Raw genomic sequence first — 14,847 nt, 5'->3', positions numbered from 1 at the left:
CGTCGGCGAGAGCCCCGGCCCGCGCCGTAGAGGGCCCGGTAGCCTCCATCGCTGTGGCTGACCACGTCTTCCGTGCCCCCAAGGGCACCCGCGACATCCTCTGGCCCGACTCCTCCCGGTGGCGGTCGCTGGTCGACGTCTTCGCCGACGTGGTCTCCTCAGCGGGCTACCTGGAGGTCATCCCGCCGATGTTCGAGCACGTCGAGGTCTTCCAACGCCTCGGCCAGGCCACGGACGTGGTCCGCAAGGAGATGTACTCCTTCGAGGACAGGGGCGGTCGGAAGATCGCCCTGCGTCCAGAACAGACGGCCTCGGTGGTGCGGGCCTTTGCCGAGCACCGACCCGCCGTGCCGTGGAAGGCCTGGTACGCGGGGCCCAACTTCCGGTACGAGCGGGCCCAGAAGGGGCGCTTCCGGCAGTTCGACCAGGTGGGCGTGGAGGTCCTCGGCCCGGAGGACGCCCACGTGGACGCTGAGGTCATCGCCCTGGCCTGGCAGTTCTACGAACGACTCGGCTTGCGGCAGGTCACCCTGGCGGTGAACTCCCTCGGCAGCGCAGGCGACCGGGCCCGCTACGTGGAGGCCCTGCGGGCCCACTTCTCGGCCGACCTGGGCGCCCTCAGTGAGGAATCCCGGACGACGCTGGTCGCCAACCCGCTGCGAGTACTCGACTCCCGGCGCGAGGCCGATGCCGAGCTGGTGGCCGCAGCGCCCAGCATGCTGGATCACCTGTCGGACGATGCGGCGGAACACTTCGGGCGGGTTACCGGCGCCCTCGGCGCCCTGGGCGTGCCGTTCACCGTGTCGCCCCGCCTGGTCCGCGGCCTGGACTACTACGTCCGTACCACCTTCGAGTTCGCAGCCGAGGCCCTGGACGCCGCACAGAACGCCGTCGGCGGCGGAGGACGCTACGACGGCCTGGCCGAGGACCTCGGCGCCCCGGCCACGCCCGGAGTGGGCTTCGCCCTCGGGGTGGACCGCACCCTGCTGGCGTGCGACGCCGAGGGCGTCTTCGACGCCCCGACCTCGGCGATAGACGTCTTCGTGGTCGATACCACCGGGGGCGACCGGGCCGTGGTGCTCACCGACGACCTCCGCAACGCCGGCCTGCGGGCGGACCGGGCCTGGGACGACCGGTCCATGAAGGCCCAGATGAAGGCCGCCGATCGGAGCGGAGCGGCGATGGCGGTGATCGTCGGCGACGACGAGCTGGCGGCCGGCACGGTGACCGTCCGCGACCTGAGGGGTGACGGCGGACAGCAGACCGTCGCCCTGGATTCGATGATCGACACCCTGCGAGCGAGGCTGCGTTGACCGACTACTCCACCTCCATGCGAACCGACCGCTGTGGCGACCTGCGGGTCGATGACGTGGATCGCCAGGTCACCCTCTGCGGTTGGGTCGACCGTCGGCGCGAGCACGGTGAGCACCTCGCCTTCGTGGACCTGCGGGACCGCAGCGGCGTGGTGCAGTTGGTCATCGACGGAGCCCACGACCTGCGCAGCGAGTTCGTCCTGCAGGTGACCGGCACCGTGCGGCGGCGCCCGGCCGACACCGCCAACGACTCGCTTCCGACCGGTGCCGTCGAGATCGACGTCTCGGGGGTCACGGTCCTGTCGACCTCGGAGCCGCTGCCCTTCCCGCTGGACGACCGCACCGACGTCGACGAGGTGATCCGCCTCCGACACCGCTACCTGGACCTGCGGCGTTCCCGGCTGCAGCGCAACCTGGAGGTGCGGGCGCGGGTGAACAGCGCCGTGAGGGGCGCAATGGAGGAGCAGGGGTTCATCGAGGTCGAGACCCCGATGCTCATCGCCAGCACGCCGGAGGGAGCGCGCGACTTCGTCGTGCCGTCCCGCAAGGAACCCGGCTCCTTCTATGCCCTTCCCCAGAGCCCACAGCTCTTCAAGCAGCTCTGCATGGTCGGTGGCGTGGACCGCTACTACCAGATCGCCCGCTGCCTGCGCGACGAGGACCTCCGCGCCGACCGCCAGTTCGAGTTCATGCAGCTCGATGCCGAGGCCAGCTTCGTGTCCCAGGACGACGTCCTGGGGTTCATCTCTCATGCGGTGGCGTCAGCTGCCGAGGCGGTCACAGGCGAGCGTCCCGGCGAGATCCCCCGGATGTCGTGGCTTGACGCAATGGAGCGCTTCGGGACCGACAAGCCCGACATCCGGTTCGGGATGGAGCTGGTCGAGTTGACCGGGGTGTTCGCCGACACGGAGTTCCGGGCGTTCCAGGCTCCCTGCGTGAAGGGCATCCGGGTGCCCGGTGGTGCCGAGACGTCGCGCAACCGGTTGGACGACCTGACCGACCAGTGCAGGCTGTGGGGGGCCAAGGGCCTCGTGTGGATGAAGGTCTTGAACGAGGGCCTCAACTCGCCGGTCGCCAAGTTCCTGACCGACGGCGAACAGGCGGACCTGAGCAGCACGATGGACGCCGAGGTCGGTGACCTCATCCTCATCGTGGCCGACGAACGCCGCGCCGCCCGGCACATCCTGGGCCTGCTGCGCATCGAGTTGGGCCGTCCGCCGGTTACCGAGGGAGGCCTCCACTTCCTGTGGGTCGTCGACTTTCCGCTCTTCGAGGGCCTGGACGAGGCGGGGAACCCGATTCCCGCCCACCACCCGTTCACCATGCCACACCCCGACGACCTGGACGCCCTGGAGCGGGGCGACCTGCTGGAAGTTCGGTCGCAGGCCTACGACCTGGTGCTGAACGGGTGGGAGTTGGGCTCCGGCAGCGTGCGGATCCACCGCCGCGACATCCAGGAGCAGATATTCGCAATTCTGGGCATCGGGGCCGAGGAGGCCCAGGCCAAGTTCGGCTTCCTGCTGGATGCCTTCCGGTTCGGTCCACCGCCGCACGCCGGGTTCGCCTTCGGAATGGACCGCCTCACGGCGGTCCTGGCAGGCGAGGAGAACATCCGCGAGGTGATCGCCTACCCGAAGACCCAGTCGGGGGCCGATCCGCTGACCGGCGCGCCCACCCCGATCGACGACCTGCAGCTCGAGGAGTTGGGACTGCGGGTCCTGCCGCCCATCAGCTAGCAGGCCGGGGGCTGGATGCCTGCCAGCGCCAGCCGACCAGCCGGCCGCCGGGCGACGGGTAGCCTCCGCGCTGTGTCCGGGGACCTCTTCGCCAGCGCTGCCGAAGAACGCCTCGCACGGCGGGCACCGCTGGCCGACCGGTTGCGTCCGACCCGCATCGACGACATCGTCGGCCAGGACCACCTGCTGGGTCCGGGGAGGCCTCTCCGCCAACTCATCGAGTCCGACCGACTCTCCTCGGTGATCCTCTGGGGCCCGCCGGGCACCGGCAAGACCTCGGTGGCACGCCTCATCGCCCGCGTCACCGCCCAGGAGTTCTCCGAGCTCTCGGCGGTCAACGCCAGCGTCAGGGACGTACGGGAGCTGGTGGCCCGGGCTGAGGCCCGACTGGGCGAACGGGACGTCGGCACCATCCTGTTCCTGGACGAGGTCCACCGGTTCAACAAGGCCCAGCAGGATGCCCTCCTTCCGTCGGTGGAGTCCGGCCTGCTGGTCCTCATCGGCGCCACCACCGAGAACCCGTTCTTCGAGGTGAACCCACCGTTGCTCTCGCGGTCCACCCTGTTCCGCCTCGAACCGCTGGACCCCGGGGCGGTGCGGAGCCTCCTGGATCGGGGCATGGAGGCCGAGGAGGTGACCGCCGACGACGACGCCCTGGACCTCCTGGTCGATCGGGCGGCCGGAGACGGTCGCCACGCCCTCACCAGCCTCGAGGTGGCCGCGGCCCTGGCCGTCGGTCGGGGAGAGGACCGGGTCACGGTGGGCGACGCCGAGGCGGCACTTGGCACCAAGGCCCTGCGCTACGGGCGCGACGACCACTTCGACGTGATCAGCGCATTCATCAAGAGCATCCGGGGATCGGACGTGGACGCAGGCCTCTACTGGCTGGCCCGGATGTTGGACGCCGGGGAGGACGCCCGGTTCATCGCCCGTCGGCTGGTGATCCTGGCCAGCGAGGACGTCGGGATGGCGGATCCGATGGCGATGGTCGTCGCCGACGCAGCGGCCCGGGCCGTCGAGTTCGTGGGCCTGCCCGAGGCGAAGTTGAACCTGGCCCAGGCCGTCGTCCACCTGGCGACCGCCCCGAAGTCGAACCGGGTCACCGTGGCCCTCGGTAGGGCAGAGGTCGACGCCAGGTCGTCCGGGGCCGGTGAGGTCCCCATGCACCTGCGCGACGCCCACTACAGGGGGGCGGCCCAGTTGGGCCACGGCACGGGCTACGACTACCCCCACGACCACCCCGAGGGCTGGGTGGACCAGCGCCACCGGCCGGACGAGGTGGAGGGCAACGTCTACTACGATCCGTCGCCACACGGCTACGAGCGCGAGGTCGCCGACCGGATGGCCGACCGACCGCGGGCCGACGGAGGAGCAGGACACGATGGACGCAGCTGACCTGGCGGCGGTGCTGGTCGCCGTGGTGTGCCTGGCGGCGATCGCCGTCCTGGTGGTTGCCGTGTTCTCGCTGGTTAGGACGCTGCGCACCCTGCGGGAGACCGTCGACGTGCTCCGGGAACAGGCCGTGCCCCTGGTGGCCGACCTGCGCAGGGCGGTGGACCACGCCACGTCCGGCCTGGACCGGGTGGACGACCTGCTGGACACTGCCGAGGACATCTCGACCACGATGGACGCGGCTTCCCGGTTGACCTACCGGGCGTTCTCACCGCCTCTCATCGGGGTCGCCTCGGTCGCGGCCGGATTCGGCCGGTTCGTGCGGCGACTTGGGGGCCGCACCTCGGAGCGCAGCGGCGATGACCCGGTGGTCGAGGCCGCGGCGATCGAGATCAGGTCCGATAGGCGACGGGATGGTGCCGCCTGATGCGCAGGCGCCTCGTCTGGCTGCTCGGCGGCTGGCTCATCGGTACCGCCTCGTCGGTCTGGCTCCGACGCCGGGTCCGCCGTGGCGTGGAGCGGTACACGCCCGAGCACCTGCGTCGCGAGGTGGCCGACCAGGGCACGGCGATGCTCCGCAGCGTCCGGCGGATCGCCGGCGAGTTCTCCGAGGCGACCCGGGACGGTCGGGCCGAGGTGGGCCGTACCCGCAGCGCCCTGGACCACGAGTACGGCGCCCATCGCAGGCACCGGCCCCTCCGATCCATGCGCTGACCCGGTCGTGTTCGGCACCCTGCCTGCCGCTTTCCAGACCAGGTTGCGTGACCTGTCCGGCATCACGTAGGGCGATCCCTAGGATGGGCCGGTCATGACTGCGCGACCGGTTCCCGAAGACCTCCTCACCGCCAACGGCCTGCGCCGCGCCTTCGTCGACTTCTTCGTCGCCAACGGGCACCACCACGAGGCCTCCGGAAGCCTCCTGCCGCACGACCCGACGTTGCTGTTCACGGTGGCCGGCATGGTGCCGTTCAAGCCCTACTTCGTAGGCGAGCAGCCCGCCCCCTGGCCCCGCGCCGTCACCGTGCAGAAGTGCCTGCGTGCCGGCGGCAAGCACAACGACCTGGACGAGGTCGGCCGGACGCTGCGCCACCTCACCTTCTTCGAGATGATGGGCAACTTCAGCTTCGGCGACTACTTCAAGTCCGAGGCATGTGCCTTCGCCTGGGAGTTCGTCACCGACCACCTCGGGCTGGACCCCGAACGGCTGTGGGTCACCGTGCACGTCAGCGACGCCGAGGCCGAGGCCATATGGCGCGACGAGGTGGGCGTGCCCGCCGAGCGCATCCAGCGCCTCGACGAGGACAACTACTGGCGGATGGCCGACACGGGGCCATGCGGACCGTGTTCGGAGATCTTCTGGGACAAGGGTCCCGATTTCGGCGACGACGGCGGACCGGCCCACGGCGGCGACGAGCGGTTCATCGAGATCTGGAACCTCGTCTTCATGCAGTTTGAACAGCACGAGGGCGGCTCGATGACACCGCTCCCGGCGCCGTCCATCGACACCGGCGCCGGCCTGGAGCGGATCCTGAGCGTGCTCGGCGGCGTGGACTCGGTGTGGGAGACCGACGAGTTCACACGCCTGTTGGCAAGAATCGGCGAGATCAGCGGCGTGTCCCACGGTTCTGACGACCGCACCGACGTGTCGCAGCGGATCCTTGCCGACCATGCCCGGTCGTCCACCTTCCTGATCAGCGACGGCGCGTTCCCCAGCAACGAGGACCGCGGCTACGTCCTGCGCCGGATAGTCCGGCGGGCCATTCGCCATGCCTGGCTGCTCGGCGTCGAGGACCAGATCATGCCGCAGTTGGTGGACTCCGTCGTCGAGATCATGGGCCCTGACTATCCGGAGCTGGTGCGCAACCACGCCTTCATACGCGACGTGCTGGACCGCGAGGAGCTCCGCTTCCGGGAGACCCTCAGGGTCGGCCTGTCCATCCTCGACGATGCCCTGGACGACCTGGCTGACGGCGAGCGGCTCACCGGAGACGTGGCGTTCAAGTTGCACGACACCTACGGCTTCCCGCTGGAGCTGACCGAGGAGATAACCGCTGAGCGCTCCGTCGAGGTGGACCTCGACAGCTTCAGGACGGCCATGGCCGACCAGCAGCAGCGTGCCCGGTCGGCCCGCAAGGACGTTGCGGCGAGCGCTGTGGCCGGAGACCTGAGGGCCGTGTTGGAGGCGAACGGGGCGACCGAGTTCGTCGGACGGGACGTCGACGAGGTGGAGGCGACGGTCCTCTTCGCAGAGGGCGACCTCGTGGTCCTGGACCGCACGCCGTTCTACGCCGAGGCCGGCGGACAGGTCGGTGACACGGGCACCCTCGAGTACGGGTCGGGGACCACGCGGGTGCTCGACACCACGCTGGCACTGGACGGCCTCCACCAGCACCGGGTCGATGCCTCCGACGGGGTGCCCGCTGCCGGCCAGACGGTCCGGGCGGTCATAGACGCCGATCGGCGGGCCGCCATCCGACGCAACCACACCGGCACCCACCTGCTCCACTCGGCGCTGCGGAGGGTGCTGGGAGACCACGTGAAGCAGCAGGGTTCCCACGTGGGCCCCGACCGCCTCCGCTTCGACTTCAGCCACTTCGAGGCCATGACGCGGGAGCAGGTCGCCGCCGTCGAGGACCTCGCCAATGCGGACGTCCTCGCCAACCCGGCGTGCCGCCACTACGAGACCACCAGGGACGGGGCCGAGGAAGCCGGTGCCATCGCCTTCTTCGGCGACAAGTACGGCGACGTGGTCCGGGTCCTCGAGGCCGGCCCCAACTCGACGGAACTCTGCGGCGGTACCCACGTGGCGGCCCTGGGTGACATCGGGCCGATCAAGATCGTGGCCGAGGGGTCCATCGGCTCCAACATCCGACGGCTCGAGGCCATAACCGGTACCGGGCCCATCGACCGCCTCAGGGACGCCGAGGCCACACTGGACCGGGCTGCCGAGCTGATCGGGGTACCGGTGGACGATGTGCTGGACGGCATCCAGAAGCGGCTGGGCGAGGTCAAGGCGCTCCGTCGGGAACTGGAGTCCTGGAAGCGGCAGGCCGCCCTGGGGCGTGCCGACGAGTTGGCGGCGTCGGCCACCGATGGCGTCGTGGCCGGCCTGGTGGACGGCATCGACCGTGATGGCCTGCGCGACCTGGCGGTGGCCATCCGGGACCGGGACGGGGTCAGGGCCGTGGTGCTGGGAACGGCCCCGGAGGGTGGCGGAGCGATCCTGGTCGCCGCGGTCTCAGGTGACAGCGGACTGGACGCCGGAGCCCTGGTGGCCGAGGCGGCGCGGACCATCGGCGGGGGGGGCCGCTCCAATCCCGACGTGACGCTGGTCGGGGGCAAGGCGCCCGAGCACCTCGCAGACGCCCTCGAGCAGGCACGGGCAGCCGCCCACGCCGGCTGATCGACCCGTGAGGGCCCTGGGCCTGGACCTCGGCTCGAAGCGCATCGGCGTCGCGGTGAGCGACGGCGAGGGCCTTGTGGCCACGCCGCTGAAAGTCGTGCAGCGCACCGGCGACCGGCGGGCCGAACACCGGGCCATCGCCTCGTTGGTACGGGAGTGGGAGGTCGAGGTCGTCGTCGTCGGGATGCCGTACTCCCTGGACGGTTCCCGGGGCCCGATGGCCCTCAGGATGGGTGCCGAGGCCGATGAGATGGGTGACCGCCTGGGGGTTCCGGTCGAGACCTACGATGAGCGCCTGACCACGGTCACCGCCGAACGCTCCCTCCGGGAACAGGACCTTCGGAGTGCCGAGCGTCGACGGGTGGTCGACATGGTGGCCGCGACGGTGATGCTCCAGGCCTGGCTGGACGGCCGGCGTGCCCGTAACGGTGAGCCGGCAGCGGATGAGCCGGAAATCGGAGCGCCGGGAACGGGTGAGCCGGGAACGGAGGACGGGTGAGCGACGACGGGGTGGTCGGGAGGCACGGCCCGGACGACCTCGAAGGGCCGTCCGTCGGCGCGTCGCCGACCCCTGGAGTCGACGACGGGGTCCGGCCGGACGTTCGGTGGGTCCGGCACAGGGCCCCGCTCGGGCCGTTTCCCAGGTGGGGGATCGTGCTGGTCCTGGCGCTCTTCAGCCTGCTGATCGGCTACCGCATGTTCATGGACTGGGTCAGCGACCAGATGACGCCGTACGACCTGCCGGGCGCCGAGGTCGAGTTCGTCATCGTCGAGGGGTGGACCACCAACGACGTGGTGGCCGCCCTTGGCGATGACGAGATAATCGACAACCCGGCGATGTTCCGCCAGTGGCTGCGCTGTCCGACGGCGATCCGATGGCTGATCGACTGTGACTCGGGAATCGACTACTCATTCCAGGCCGGTGACTACGTGCTCCAGCAGCACCTCGCGTTCCCTACCGCGGTAGCGGCCCTGCAACTGGGTCCGCTGCCCGAGGAGGTCATCCGGGTGACCGTTCCCGAGGGCCTGACCATCGAGCAGACGGTGGCCCGACTGCTGCGTGAGATGCCTCTCTTCGACGAGGACGAGCTGCGGGCGGCCCTGATCAGCGACCGGCTGGCATGGGAGTACTACCCGGCGAGCCTGCCCTTCCAACTGGTGGAGGGCCTGTTGTTCCCCGACACCTACCAACTGGACGGGGCGACCGTCGGCGACGAGCTGGGCCTGCTGGTCAGGATGCACCGGCAGTTCCTGAAGGTGGTGGACGACCTCGACCTGGAGGCTCGCGCCGCGGCACTGGGCCTGACCCCCTACGAAGCCGTGATCCTGGCATCTCTGATCGAGGAGGAGGCCCTGTTGGACGTGGACCGGCCCCGGATCAGCCGGGTCATCCACAACCGGCTGGCCTCCGGCTGGAGGCTGGGAATCGACGCGTCCACCCGCTACGCGGTCGGCAAGACGGCCGGCGAACCCATGGACGAGGCCGACCTGAACACCGTGTCCATGTGGAACACCCGGGTGATCGTCGGGCTCCCCCCGACGCCCATCGCTGCTCCGGGTCGGGCGTCGCTGGAGGCGGCGGTGGCCCCCGAACAGGGGGGATGGATGTACTACGTCCGGACCGACGAGGGCGGCGTCATGGGTGCTCACACCTTCGCCGTCACCGCCGCGGAATTCGAGGTGGCCCGGAGGGCCTGCATGCAGAAGGATCTCGGCTGTGGATGAGCCGACCAGGGATCGACGGCAACCGGTCAGTGGGGACACCCGGCTGACAGCGGTCATAGGTGATCCGGTCCGCCACTCGTTGTCTCCGACCCTCATGAACACGGCGTTCGCCGAGACCGGCCTGGACTGGACATGCGTTGCCATGGAGGTCCCCGAGGGAAGGGCGCCCGGTGCGCTGGAGGAGATGCGGGCGCTGGGCATCGGGGGGCTCTCTGTCACCATGCCCCACAAGGAGGCGGTGGCCGCCGCCGTCGACCTGCTGACCAGCGACGCCGGGGCCCTCAATGCCGTCAACTGCGTGGTGCCCGATGGCGACCTCCTGGTCGGGCACAACACGGACGGGGCCGGATTTCTGGACGGCCTGCGACACGACGCGGCCTTCGATCCGATGCGCCGACGGGCCGTGGTCATCGGGGCGGGAGGAGCGGCACGCGCAGTGGTCCATGCCCTGGGTAGCGCCGGAGCCGCGGACGTGGCCGTGGTCAATCGCACGGCGGAGCGTGCCGAGACGGCCGCCGCGCTGGCCGGCACGGCCGGCCGGGTACTCGGGCCGTCGGCGGTCGCCGAGGCGCTTGCCGGAGCGGACCTCGTGGTGAACGCCACACCGGTGGGGATGGTTGGAGTCGAGGCGGAGCATCCGGTCGATCCGGCGGCCGTGACGGCCGGGACCGTGGCCGTCGACCTGATCTACCACCCGCCGGAGACCGAATGGCTGGCTGCGCTGCGCGGTCGTGGTGTCGAGGTCCACAACGGCCTCTCGATGCTCGTCTTCCAGGCGGCGCACGCCTTCACCCTGTGGACGGGGATGGACGCGCCGGTGGCGGCGATGGACGCCGCCGCCCGCGCCGCGCTGGCGCGCCGCTGACCCGCGGCCCGGGCGGGCTGGCCGTGGAGGCCGTTACGGACTGGATGGCCGGTGCCTGGCCGGCTACGGCATGGCTGGCCTGCTGGTCGGTGGCGCTCTCGGTTGTCGACCTCCGGACGGGCCGGCTTCCCACCCCGATGGTGCTCCGGCTGCTGCTCGGCCTCGTCGCCCTCACGCTGGCCGGGGCGGTGGTGGCCGGTACGGCGCTACCGGTGGCCGGGGCGCTGCTGGGTGCCGCGACCTTCGGTGGGCTCCTGTTGGCCGTCCGCCTCGTGGCCGGCGACGGCCTGGGAGGCGGCGGCCTCCGCCTGGCCGTCCCGCTGGGATGGTTTCTGGGCCGGTCGGCCGTTGGTTGGCGGGACCTGGTGCATGGTGTGGCGCTGGCCCTCCTGGTCGCCGCGGTGGCGGCCCTGGTGGCGTCCGGGATCCGACGCCGCTGGCGGGAGCCGATCGCCTTCGGGCCATGGCTCTGCCTTGGGACCCTGGTGGCCGGCGTGGCCTGAGCACCCGGCACCGGCCGGGAATCGTCCCGGCCTCCGGGGCGGGCGTCAGTAGCCTGTCCGGATGGATCCGATCCCCGCCGACGTCCCCCGACGGCACCTGGCGCTGGTCGGCCTCATGGGAGCCGGCAAGACGTCGGTGGGCGTCTCGGTGGCGGCCCGATCGGGTCGCCGCCACGTGGACCTGGATCGTGCCGTGATGCAGCTGGCAGGTCGGTCCATCGGGGTGCTCTTCCGCGAAGGCGGCGAAACGGCGTTCCGCGAGGTCGAGCAGGAGGCCCTGGCCCTGCAGTTGTCCGCGGGGGATCCGATCGTGTTGTCGACCGGCGGCGGTGTCCTGGTGCGCGAGGCGAATCGGCTGGCGTTGGCCCGGTCGGCGACCGTGGTCTGGTTGCGGGCCACGCCGGAGACGTTGACCGCCCGGGTCGGGGACCCGGCCGGCCGGCCCCTCCTGGCCGACGGTGAGCCCCTGGAGGTCCTGAAGCGCCTGGCGGTCGAGCGCGGCCCGACGTACGAATCGGCAGCCGACGTGGTGCTGGACACCGATGGCCTGACCGTCGCCGAGGTCGGGAGCCTGGTGCTGGAGGCCGTCTCCACGGCCGGGGAGGCATCCCGGTGATCCGGGTCGAGGTGCGCCTGTCAGGAGGCCGCTCCTATCCGGTGCTGGTCGGGCCTGGGGCAGCGGGCGAGCTGGCCTCTGTGGTCCCGTCGGGCGCCCGTCGGGTGGCTGTGGTCACCCAGGCCTCGATACCGGTCGAGGTCGACCCCGGGGTCGACCATCGGGTGTTCACCATCGACGAGGGCGAGTCGGCCAAGACGCTGTCCACCGTCGAGGACCTCTGCCGGGCGTTCGCAGCGTGGGGCCTGACGCGTGCCGACGCGGTGGTGGGCGTGGGTGGCGGCGTGGTCACCGACGTGGCGGGGTTCGCCGCGGCCTCCTACCACCGTGGCCTTCCGGTGGTGCATGTGGCGACGACGCTGCTGGCCCAGATCGACGCGGCCATAGGCGGCAAGACCGGGGTCAACCTCCCCGAGGGCAAGAACCTGGTCGGGGCGTTCTGGCAGCCGGTGGCCGTGCTGTGTGACACGGCGGTCCTGGACACCCTTCCAGAGCGCGAGATGTCCTGCGGGTTGGGCGAGATGGCCAAGTACCACTTCCTGGGCGGTGGCGACCTGGGCGGTGCCCACCCGGGAGTCGGCGACCTGGATGGCCTCGCACTGGACGAGCGGGTAGCCCGGTGCATCGAGATCAAGGCCGAGGTGGTGGCGGCCGACGAACGCGAAGCCGGCCGACGGGCGGTCCTGAACTACGGGCACACCCTCGGCCACGCCATCGAGACCACCGGCCAGTACGACCTGCGCCACGGCGAGGCGGTGGCCGTCGGCCTCGTGTACGCCGCCGAGCTGGGACGGGCCCTCGGGCGGATCGACGACGAACGGGTGGCCGAGCACCGCAGGGTCGTGGACGGCTACGGCCTGTCGGGGTCGCTGCCTGTAGGGGCCGATCCCGACGAGCTGATGGTCGCCATGGGACGAGACAAGAAGGCCATCGACGGGCTGACCTTCGTCCTGGACGGCCCGGCCGGCGTCGAGGTGGTGGCCGGCGTGGATGCCGGGGTGGTGCGGGACACGATCGAGGCTGTGCGGTGACGGTGAAGTCGGGGTCGCCGGCAGGGGTCGCCGTGGAAGGATGTCGACCATGAGCGAACAACCGCTGTTGCTCCTGTCGGGCCCGAACCTCAACCTCTTGGGGGAACGCCAGCCCGACGTCTACGGCAGCGACACCCTGGACGACCACGTGGAGGCCGCCCGGGTCGCCGCGGCCGCCCGCGGCCTGGTGCTCGAGCACCTCCAGTCCAACCACGAGGGCGAGATGGTGGACGCCATCCACGGGGCGCGGGGCCGCTGTGCGGGCATCGTCGTGAACCCCGGGGCGTTCACCCACTACGCGTGGGCCATCCACGACGCCCTGGCTGCCTTCGAGGGCCCGGTGGTCGAGCTCCACCTCTCGAACCCCGCCGCCCGAGAGCCGTGGCGCCACACCTCGGTCGTCGCACCGGTCGCCGCCGGAACCATCGCCGGCTTCGGCGGGGCCGGCTACCGGATGGCCGTCGAAGCGGTGGCCGACCTCCTCGACGGGTGAGCAGCGGACCGCTGGCCGGGCTGGCGCCCCTGCGGGTGGCCGATCGGCTGGACCGTCTCAGGGCGTTGCTGAATCCGGCCGGGGTCGACGGGCTGCTGGTCACCTCGACCACCAACGTCCGCTACCTGACGGGCTTCACCGGTTCGTCGGGAAGCCTCTGGGTGGATGGCGATCGGGCGGTCCTGATGACAGACGGCCGCTACCGGGACCAGGCACCCGACCAGGTGGCTGCTGCCGGGGCGGTGGTTGACGTCGAGGTGGTGGGCGGTTCCGATCACTCGCCGGTCTCCACCCTGGCCTCCGGCTCGGCCCGGGTGGGCCTGGAGGCGGGGTCGGTGACATGGGCTGAACAGCGACGCCTGGCCGACCTGTTGTCCAGTCCGCCGGTGGCGACCGACGGGCTGGTCGAGGGGCTCCGCGAGGTGAAGGACGAGGGGGAGGTGGCTCGCATCGCCGAGGCGGCGGCCATCGCCGACCGGGCCCTGGCCGAGGTCCTGCCCTCGATCGTCTCCGGTGCGGTCGAGGTGGACGTCGCCATGGCCCTCGATCAGACCGTTCGAGCCGGCGGCGCCTCGGACCGGGCGTTCGAGACGATCGTGGCCGCGGGGCCCAACAGCGCCCTGCCACATGCCCGCCCCGGCCGACGCCCCATGGCAGATGGCGACCTGGTGGTATGCGACTTCGGTGCGATGGTCGACGGCTACCGGTCGGACATGACCCGGTCGCTGCGGATCGGCGGTCGGGGATCCGGTCGGGCGGCCGACATGCTAGGGGCGGTACTGGACGCCCAGCTGGCCGGGCTGGCAGTCGTGGGCGACGGGGTTCCAATCGCCGAGGTGGACGCCGCCTGCCGATCCTCCCTGGAGGCCGTCGGCCTGGGTGGGGCCTTTTCGCACGGCACCGGCCACGGCGTCGGCCTCGACATCCACGAGGGGCCGGCTGTCTCCTCCACCTCCACTGGTACTCTTCGGGCCGGCCAGGTGGTCACCGTCGAACCGGGGGCCTACCTCGGGGGCTTCGGCGGTGTGCGCTGGGAGGACACCGTCCTCGTCACCTCCGACGGCCACCGTCAGCTCACCCGGTCACCCAAGGACCCGTGAGCGGACGGGCAGGTTCACCCAGCCCAGGTCACCGAGCCCCAGCAACCGAGCCCTTCCCGCCGAACCTTCACAACCGAGCCCCAATCCGGAGCGGACATGCCCACCATCACAACCAACGACCTGAAGAACGGCATGACGCTGGAGCTGGACCGAAACCTGGTCCAGGTGGTCGACTTCCAGCACGTCAAGCCCGGCAAGGGCCACGCCTTCGTCCGGACCACGCTGCGCAACGTGCGCACTGGTGCGGTCGTCGACCGGACCTTCCGGGCAGGTGAGAAGGTCGAGCGGGCCATGATCGACAAGCGGTCGATGCAGTTCCTCTACCGGGACGGTGCCGACTACGTGTTCATGGACGACGAGACCTATGACCAGATCCAGATCGCGCCGAAGACGCTGGGTGATGCCACCAACTACGTCATCGAGCAGAGCACGACGATGGTCCTCATGTTCGGCGACGAGGTGATCGGCCTAGAGCTCCCGGCCTCGGTGGAGTTGGCCATCTCCCAGACCGAGCCGGGCATCCAGGGCGACAGGGTGTCGGGGGCCCGCAAGCCGGCCACGCTGGAGACGGGCCTTATCGTCCAGGTACCGCTGTTCATCGAGACCGGCGAGCGGGTCAAGGTCGACACGCGCTCCGGCGAGTACCTCAGCAGGGCCTGACCCGCCTCGC

14 protein-coding genes and 1 pseudogene are annotated in these 14,847 nt (G+C 70.9%); all 15 read left to right on the top strand.

Annotated features, from left to right (window positions below; genetic code table 11):
* Nucleotides 1–53 precede the first annotated feature (53 nt).
* The 15 genes and pseudogenes from hisS to efp all read left to right on the top strand — a co-directional run bounded on the left by hisS (nucleotide 54) and on the right by efp (nucleotide 14,837).
* The gene (gene hisS, locus MK177_03520; protein ID MCH2426386.1) at nucleotides 54–1,313 is read left to right on the top strand and encodes a histidine--tRNA ligase; all 1,260 of its coding nucleotides are present in this window, start codon (nucleotides 54–56) and stop codon (nucleotides 1,311–1,313) included.
* A complete protein-coding gene (gene aspS / locus MK177_03515) occupies nucleotides 1,310–3,049 on the top strand; it encodes an aspartate--tRNA ligase (GenBank protein ID MCH2426385.1) in 1,740 nt (579 codons plus the stop codon). Before hisS ends, aspS begins: the two co-directional genes overlap by 4 nt.
* Nucleotides 3,050–3,064: 15 nt before the next feature.
* A pseudogene (locus tag MK177_03510) lies at nucleotides 3,065–4,336 on the top strand (replication-associated recombination protein A).
* A 94-nt stretch (nucleotides 4,337–4,430) separates the two neighbouring features.
* Entirely contained in the window at nucleotides 4,431–4,868 is a 438-nt protein-coding gene (locus tag MK177_03505) for a hypothetical protein (protein MCH2426384.1), read from the top strand.
* On the top strand, nucleotides 4,868–5,155 hold the full coding sequence (locus MK177_03500) for a hypothetical protein (protein ID MCH2426383.1): 288 nt from the start codon (nucleotides 4,868–4,870) through the stop codon (nucleotides 5,153–5,155). The genes MK177_03505 and MK177_03500 overlap by 1 nt, the downstream gene beginning before the upstream one ends.
* Nucleotides 5,156–5,249: 94 nt before the next feature.
* A complete protein-coding gene (gene alaS, locus MK177_03495; GenBank protein ID MCH2426382.1) occupies nucleotides 5,250–7,844 on the top strand; it encodes an alanine--tRNA ligase in 2,595 nt (864 codons plus the stop codon).
* 7 nt (nucleotides 7,845–7,851) lie between these two features.
* Nucleotides 7,852–8,343, top strand: a complete 492-nt coding sequence (ruvX, locus tag MK177_03490) for a Holliday junction resolvase RuvX (GenBank protein ID MCH2426381.1) — start codon at nucleotides 7,852–7,854, stop codon at nucleotides 8,341–8,343.
* Between the two features lie 155 nt (nucleotides 8,344–8,498).
* Nucleotides 8,499–9,569: an endolytic transglycosylase MltG gene (gene mltG / locus MK177_03485; protein ID MCH2426380.1), complete on the top strand. Its 1,071-nt coding sequence runs from the start codon at nucleotides 8,499–8,501 to the stop codon at nucleotides 9,567–9,569.
* Nucleotides 9,562–10,434, top strand: coding sequence for a shikimate dehydrogenase (gene aroE / locus MK177_03480; GenBank protein ID MCH2426379.1), 873 nt, complete (start codon nucleotides 9,562–9,564; stop codon nucleotides 10,432–10,434). Before mltG ends, aroE begins: the two co-directional genes overlap by 8 nt.
* Before the next feature lie 23 nt (nucleotides 10,435–10,457).
* Nucleotides 10,458–10,937 (top strand): prepilin peptidase, encoded by a 480-nt coding sequence (locus tag MK177_03475; GenBank protein ID MCH2426378.1) that lies wholly within the window; start codon nucleotides 10,458–10,460, stop codon nucleotides 10,935–10,937.
* A gap of 61 nt (nucleotides 10,938–10,998) precedes the next feature.
* Nucleotides 10,999–11,553 carry a shikimate kinase gene (locus tag MK177_03470; protein MCH2426377.1) on the top strand — a complete coding sequence of 185 codons (555 nt, stop codon included), beginning with the start codon at nucleotides 10,999–11,001 and terminating at the stop codon, nucleotides 11,551–11,553.
* Complete coding sequence (locus MK177_03465; GenBank protein ID MCH2426376.1) at nucleotides 11,550–12,584, top strand: 3-dehydroquinate synthase; 1,035 nt, start codon at nucleotides 11,550–11,552, stop codon at nucleotides 12,582–12,584. The genes MK177_03470 and MK177_03465 overlap by 4 nt, the downstream gene beginning before the upstream one ends.
* 49 nt (nucleotides 12,585–12,633) lie before the next feature.
* The gene (locus MK177_03460) at nucleotides 12,634–13,077 is read left to right on the top strand and encodes a 3-dehydroquinate dehydratase (GenBank protein ID MCH2426375.1); all 444 of its coding nucleotides are present in this window, start codon (nucleotides 12,634–12,636) and stop codon (nucleotides 13,075–13,077) included.
* Nucleotides 13,074–14,177: a Xaa-Pro peptidase family protein gene (locus tag MK177_03455; GenBank protein MCH2426374.1), complete on the top strand. Its 1,104-nt coding sequence runs from the start codon at nucleotides 13,074–13,076 to the stop codon at nucleotides 14,175–14,177. The genes MK177_03460 and MK177_03455 overlap by 4 nt, the downstream gene beginning before the upstream one ends.
* A gap of 96 nt (nucleotides 14,178–14,273) precedes the next feature.
* Nucleotides 14,274–14,837 (top strand): elongation factor P, encoded by a 564-nt coding sequence (gene efp / locus MK177_03450; protein MCH2426373.1) that lies wholly within the window; start codon nucleotides 14,274–14,276, stop codon nucleotides 14,835–14,837.
* The last annotated feature ends 10 nt before the right edge of the window (nucleotides 14,838–14,847 follow it).

Source organism: Acidimicrobiales bacterium (assembly GCA_022452145.1).
Lineage (GTDB): Bacteria > Actinomycetota > Acidimicrobiia > Acidimicrobiales > MedAcidi-G1 > UBA9410.
This window is presented reverse-complemented; position numbering and strand designations above follow the sequence as displayed.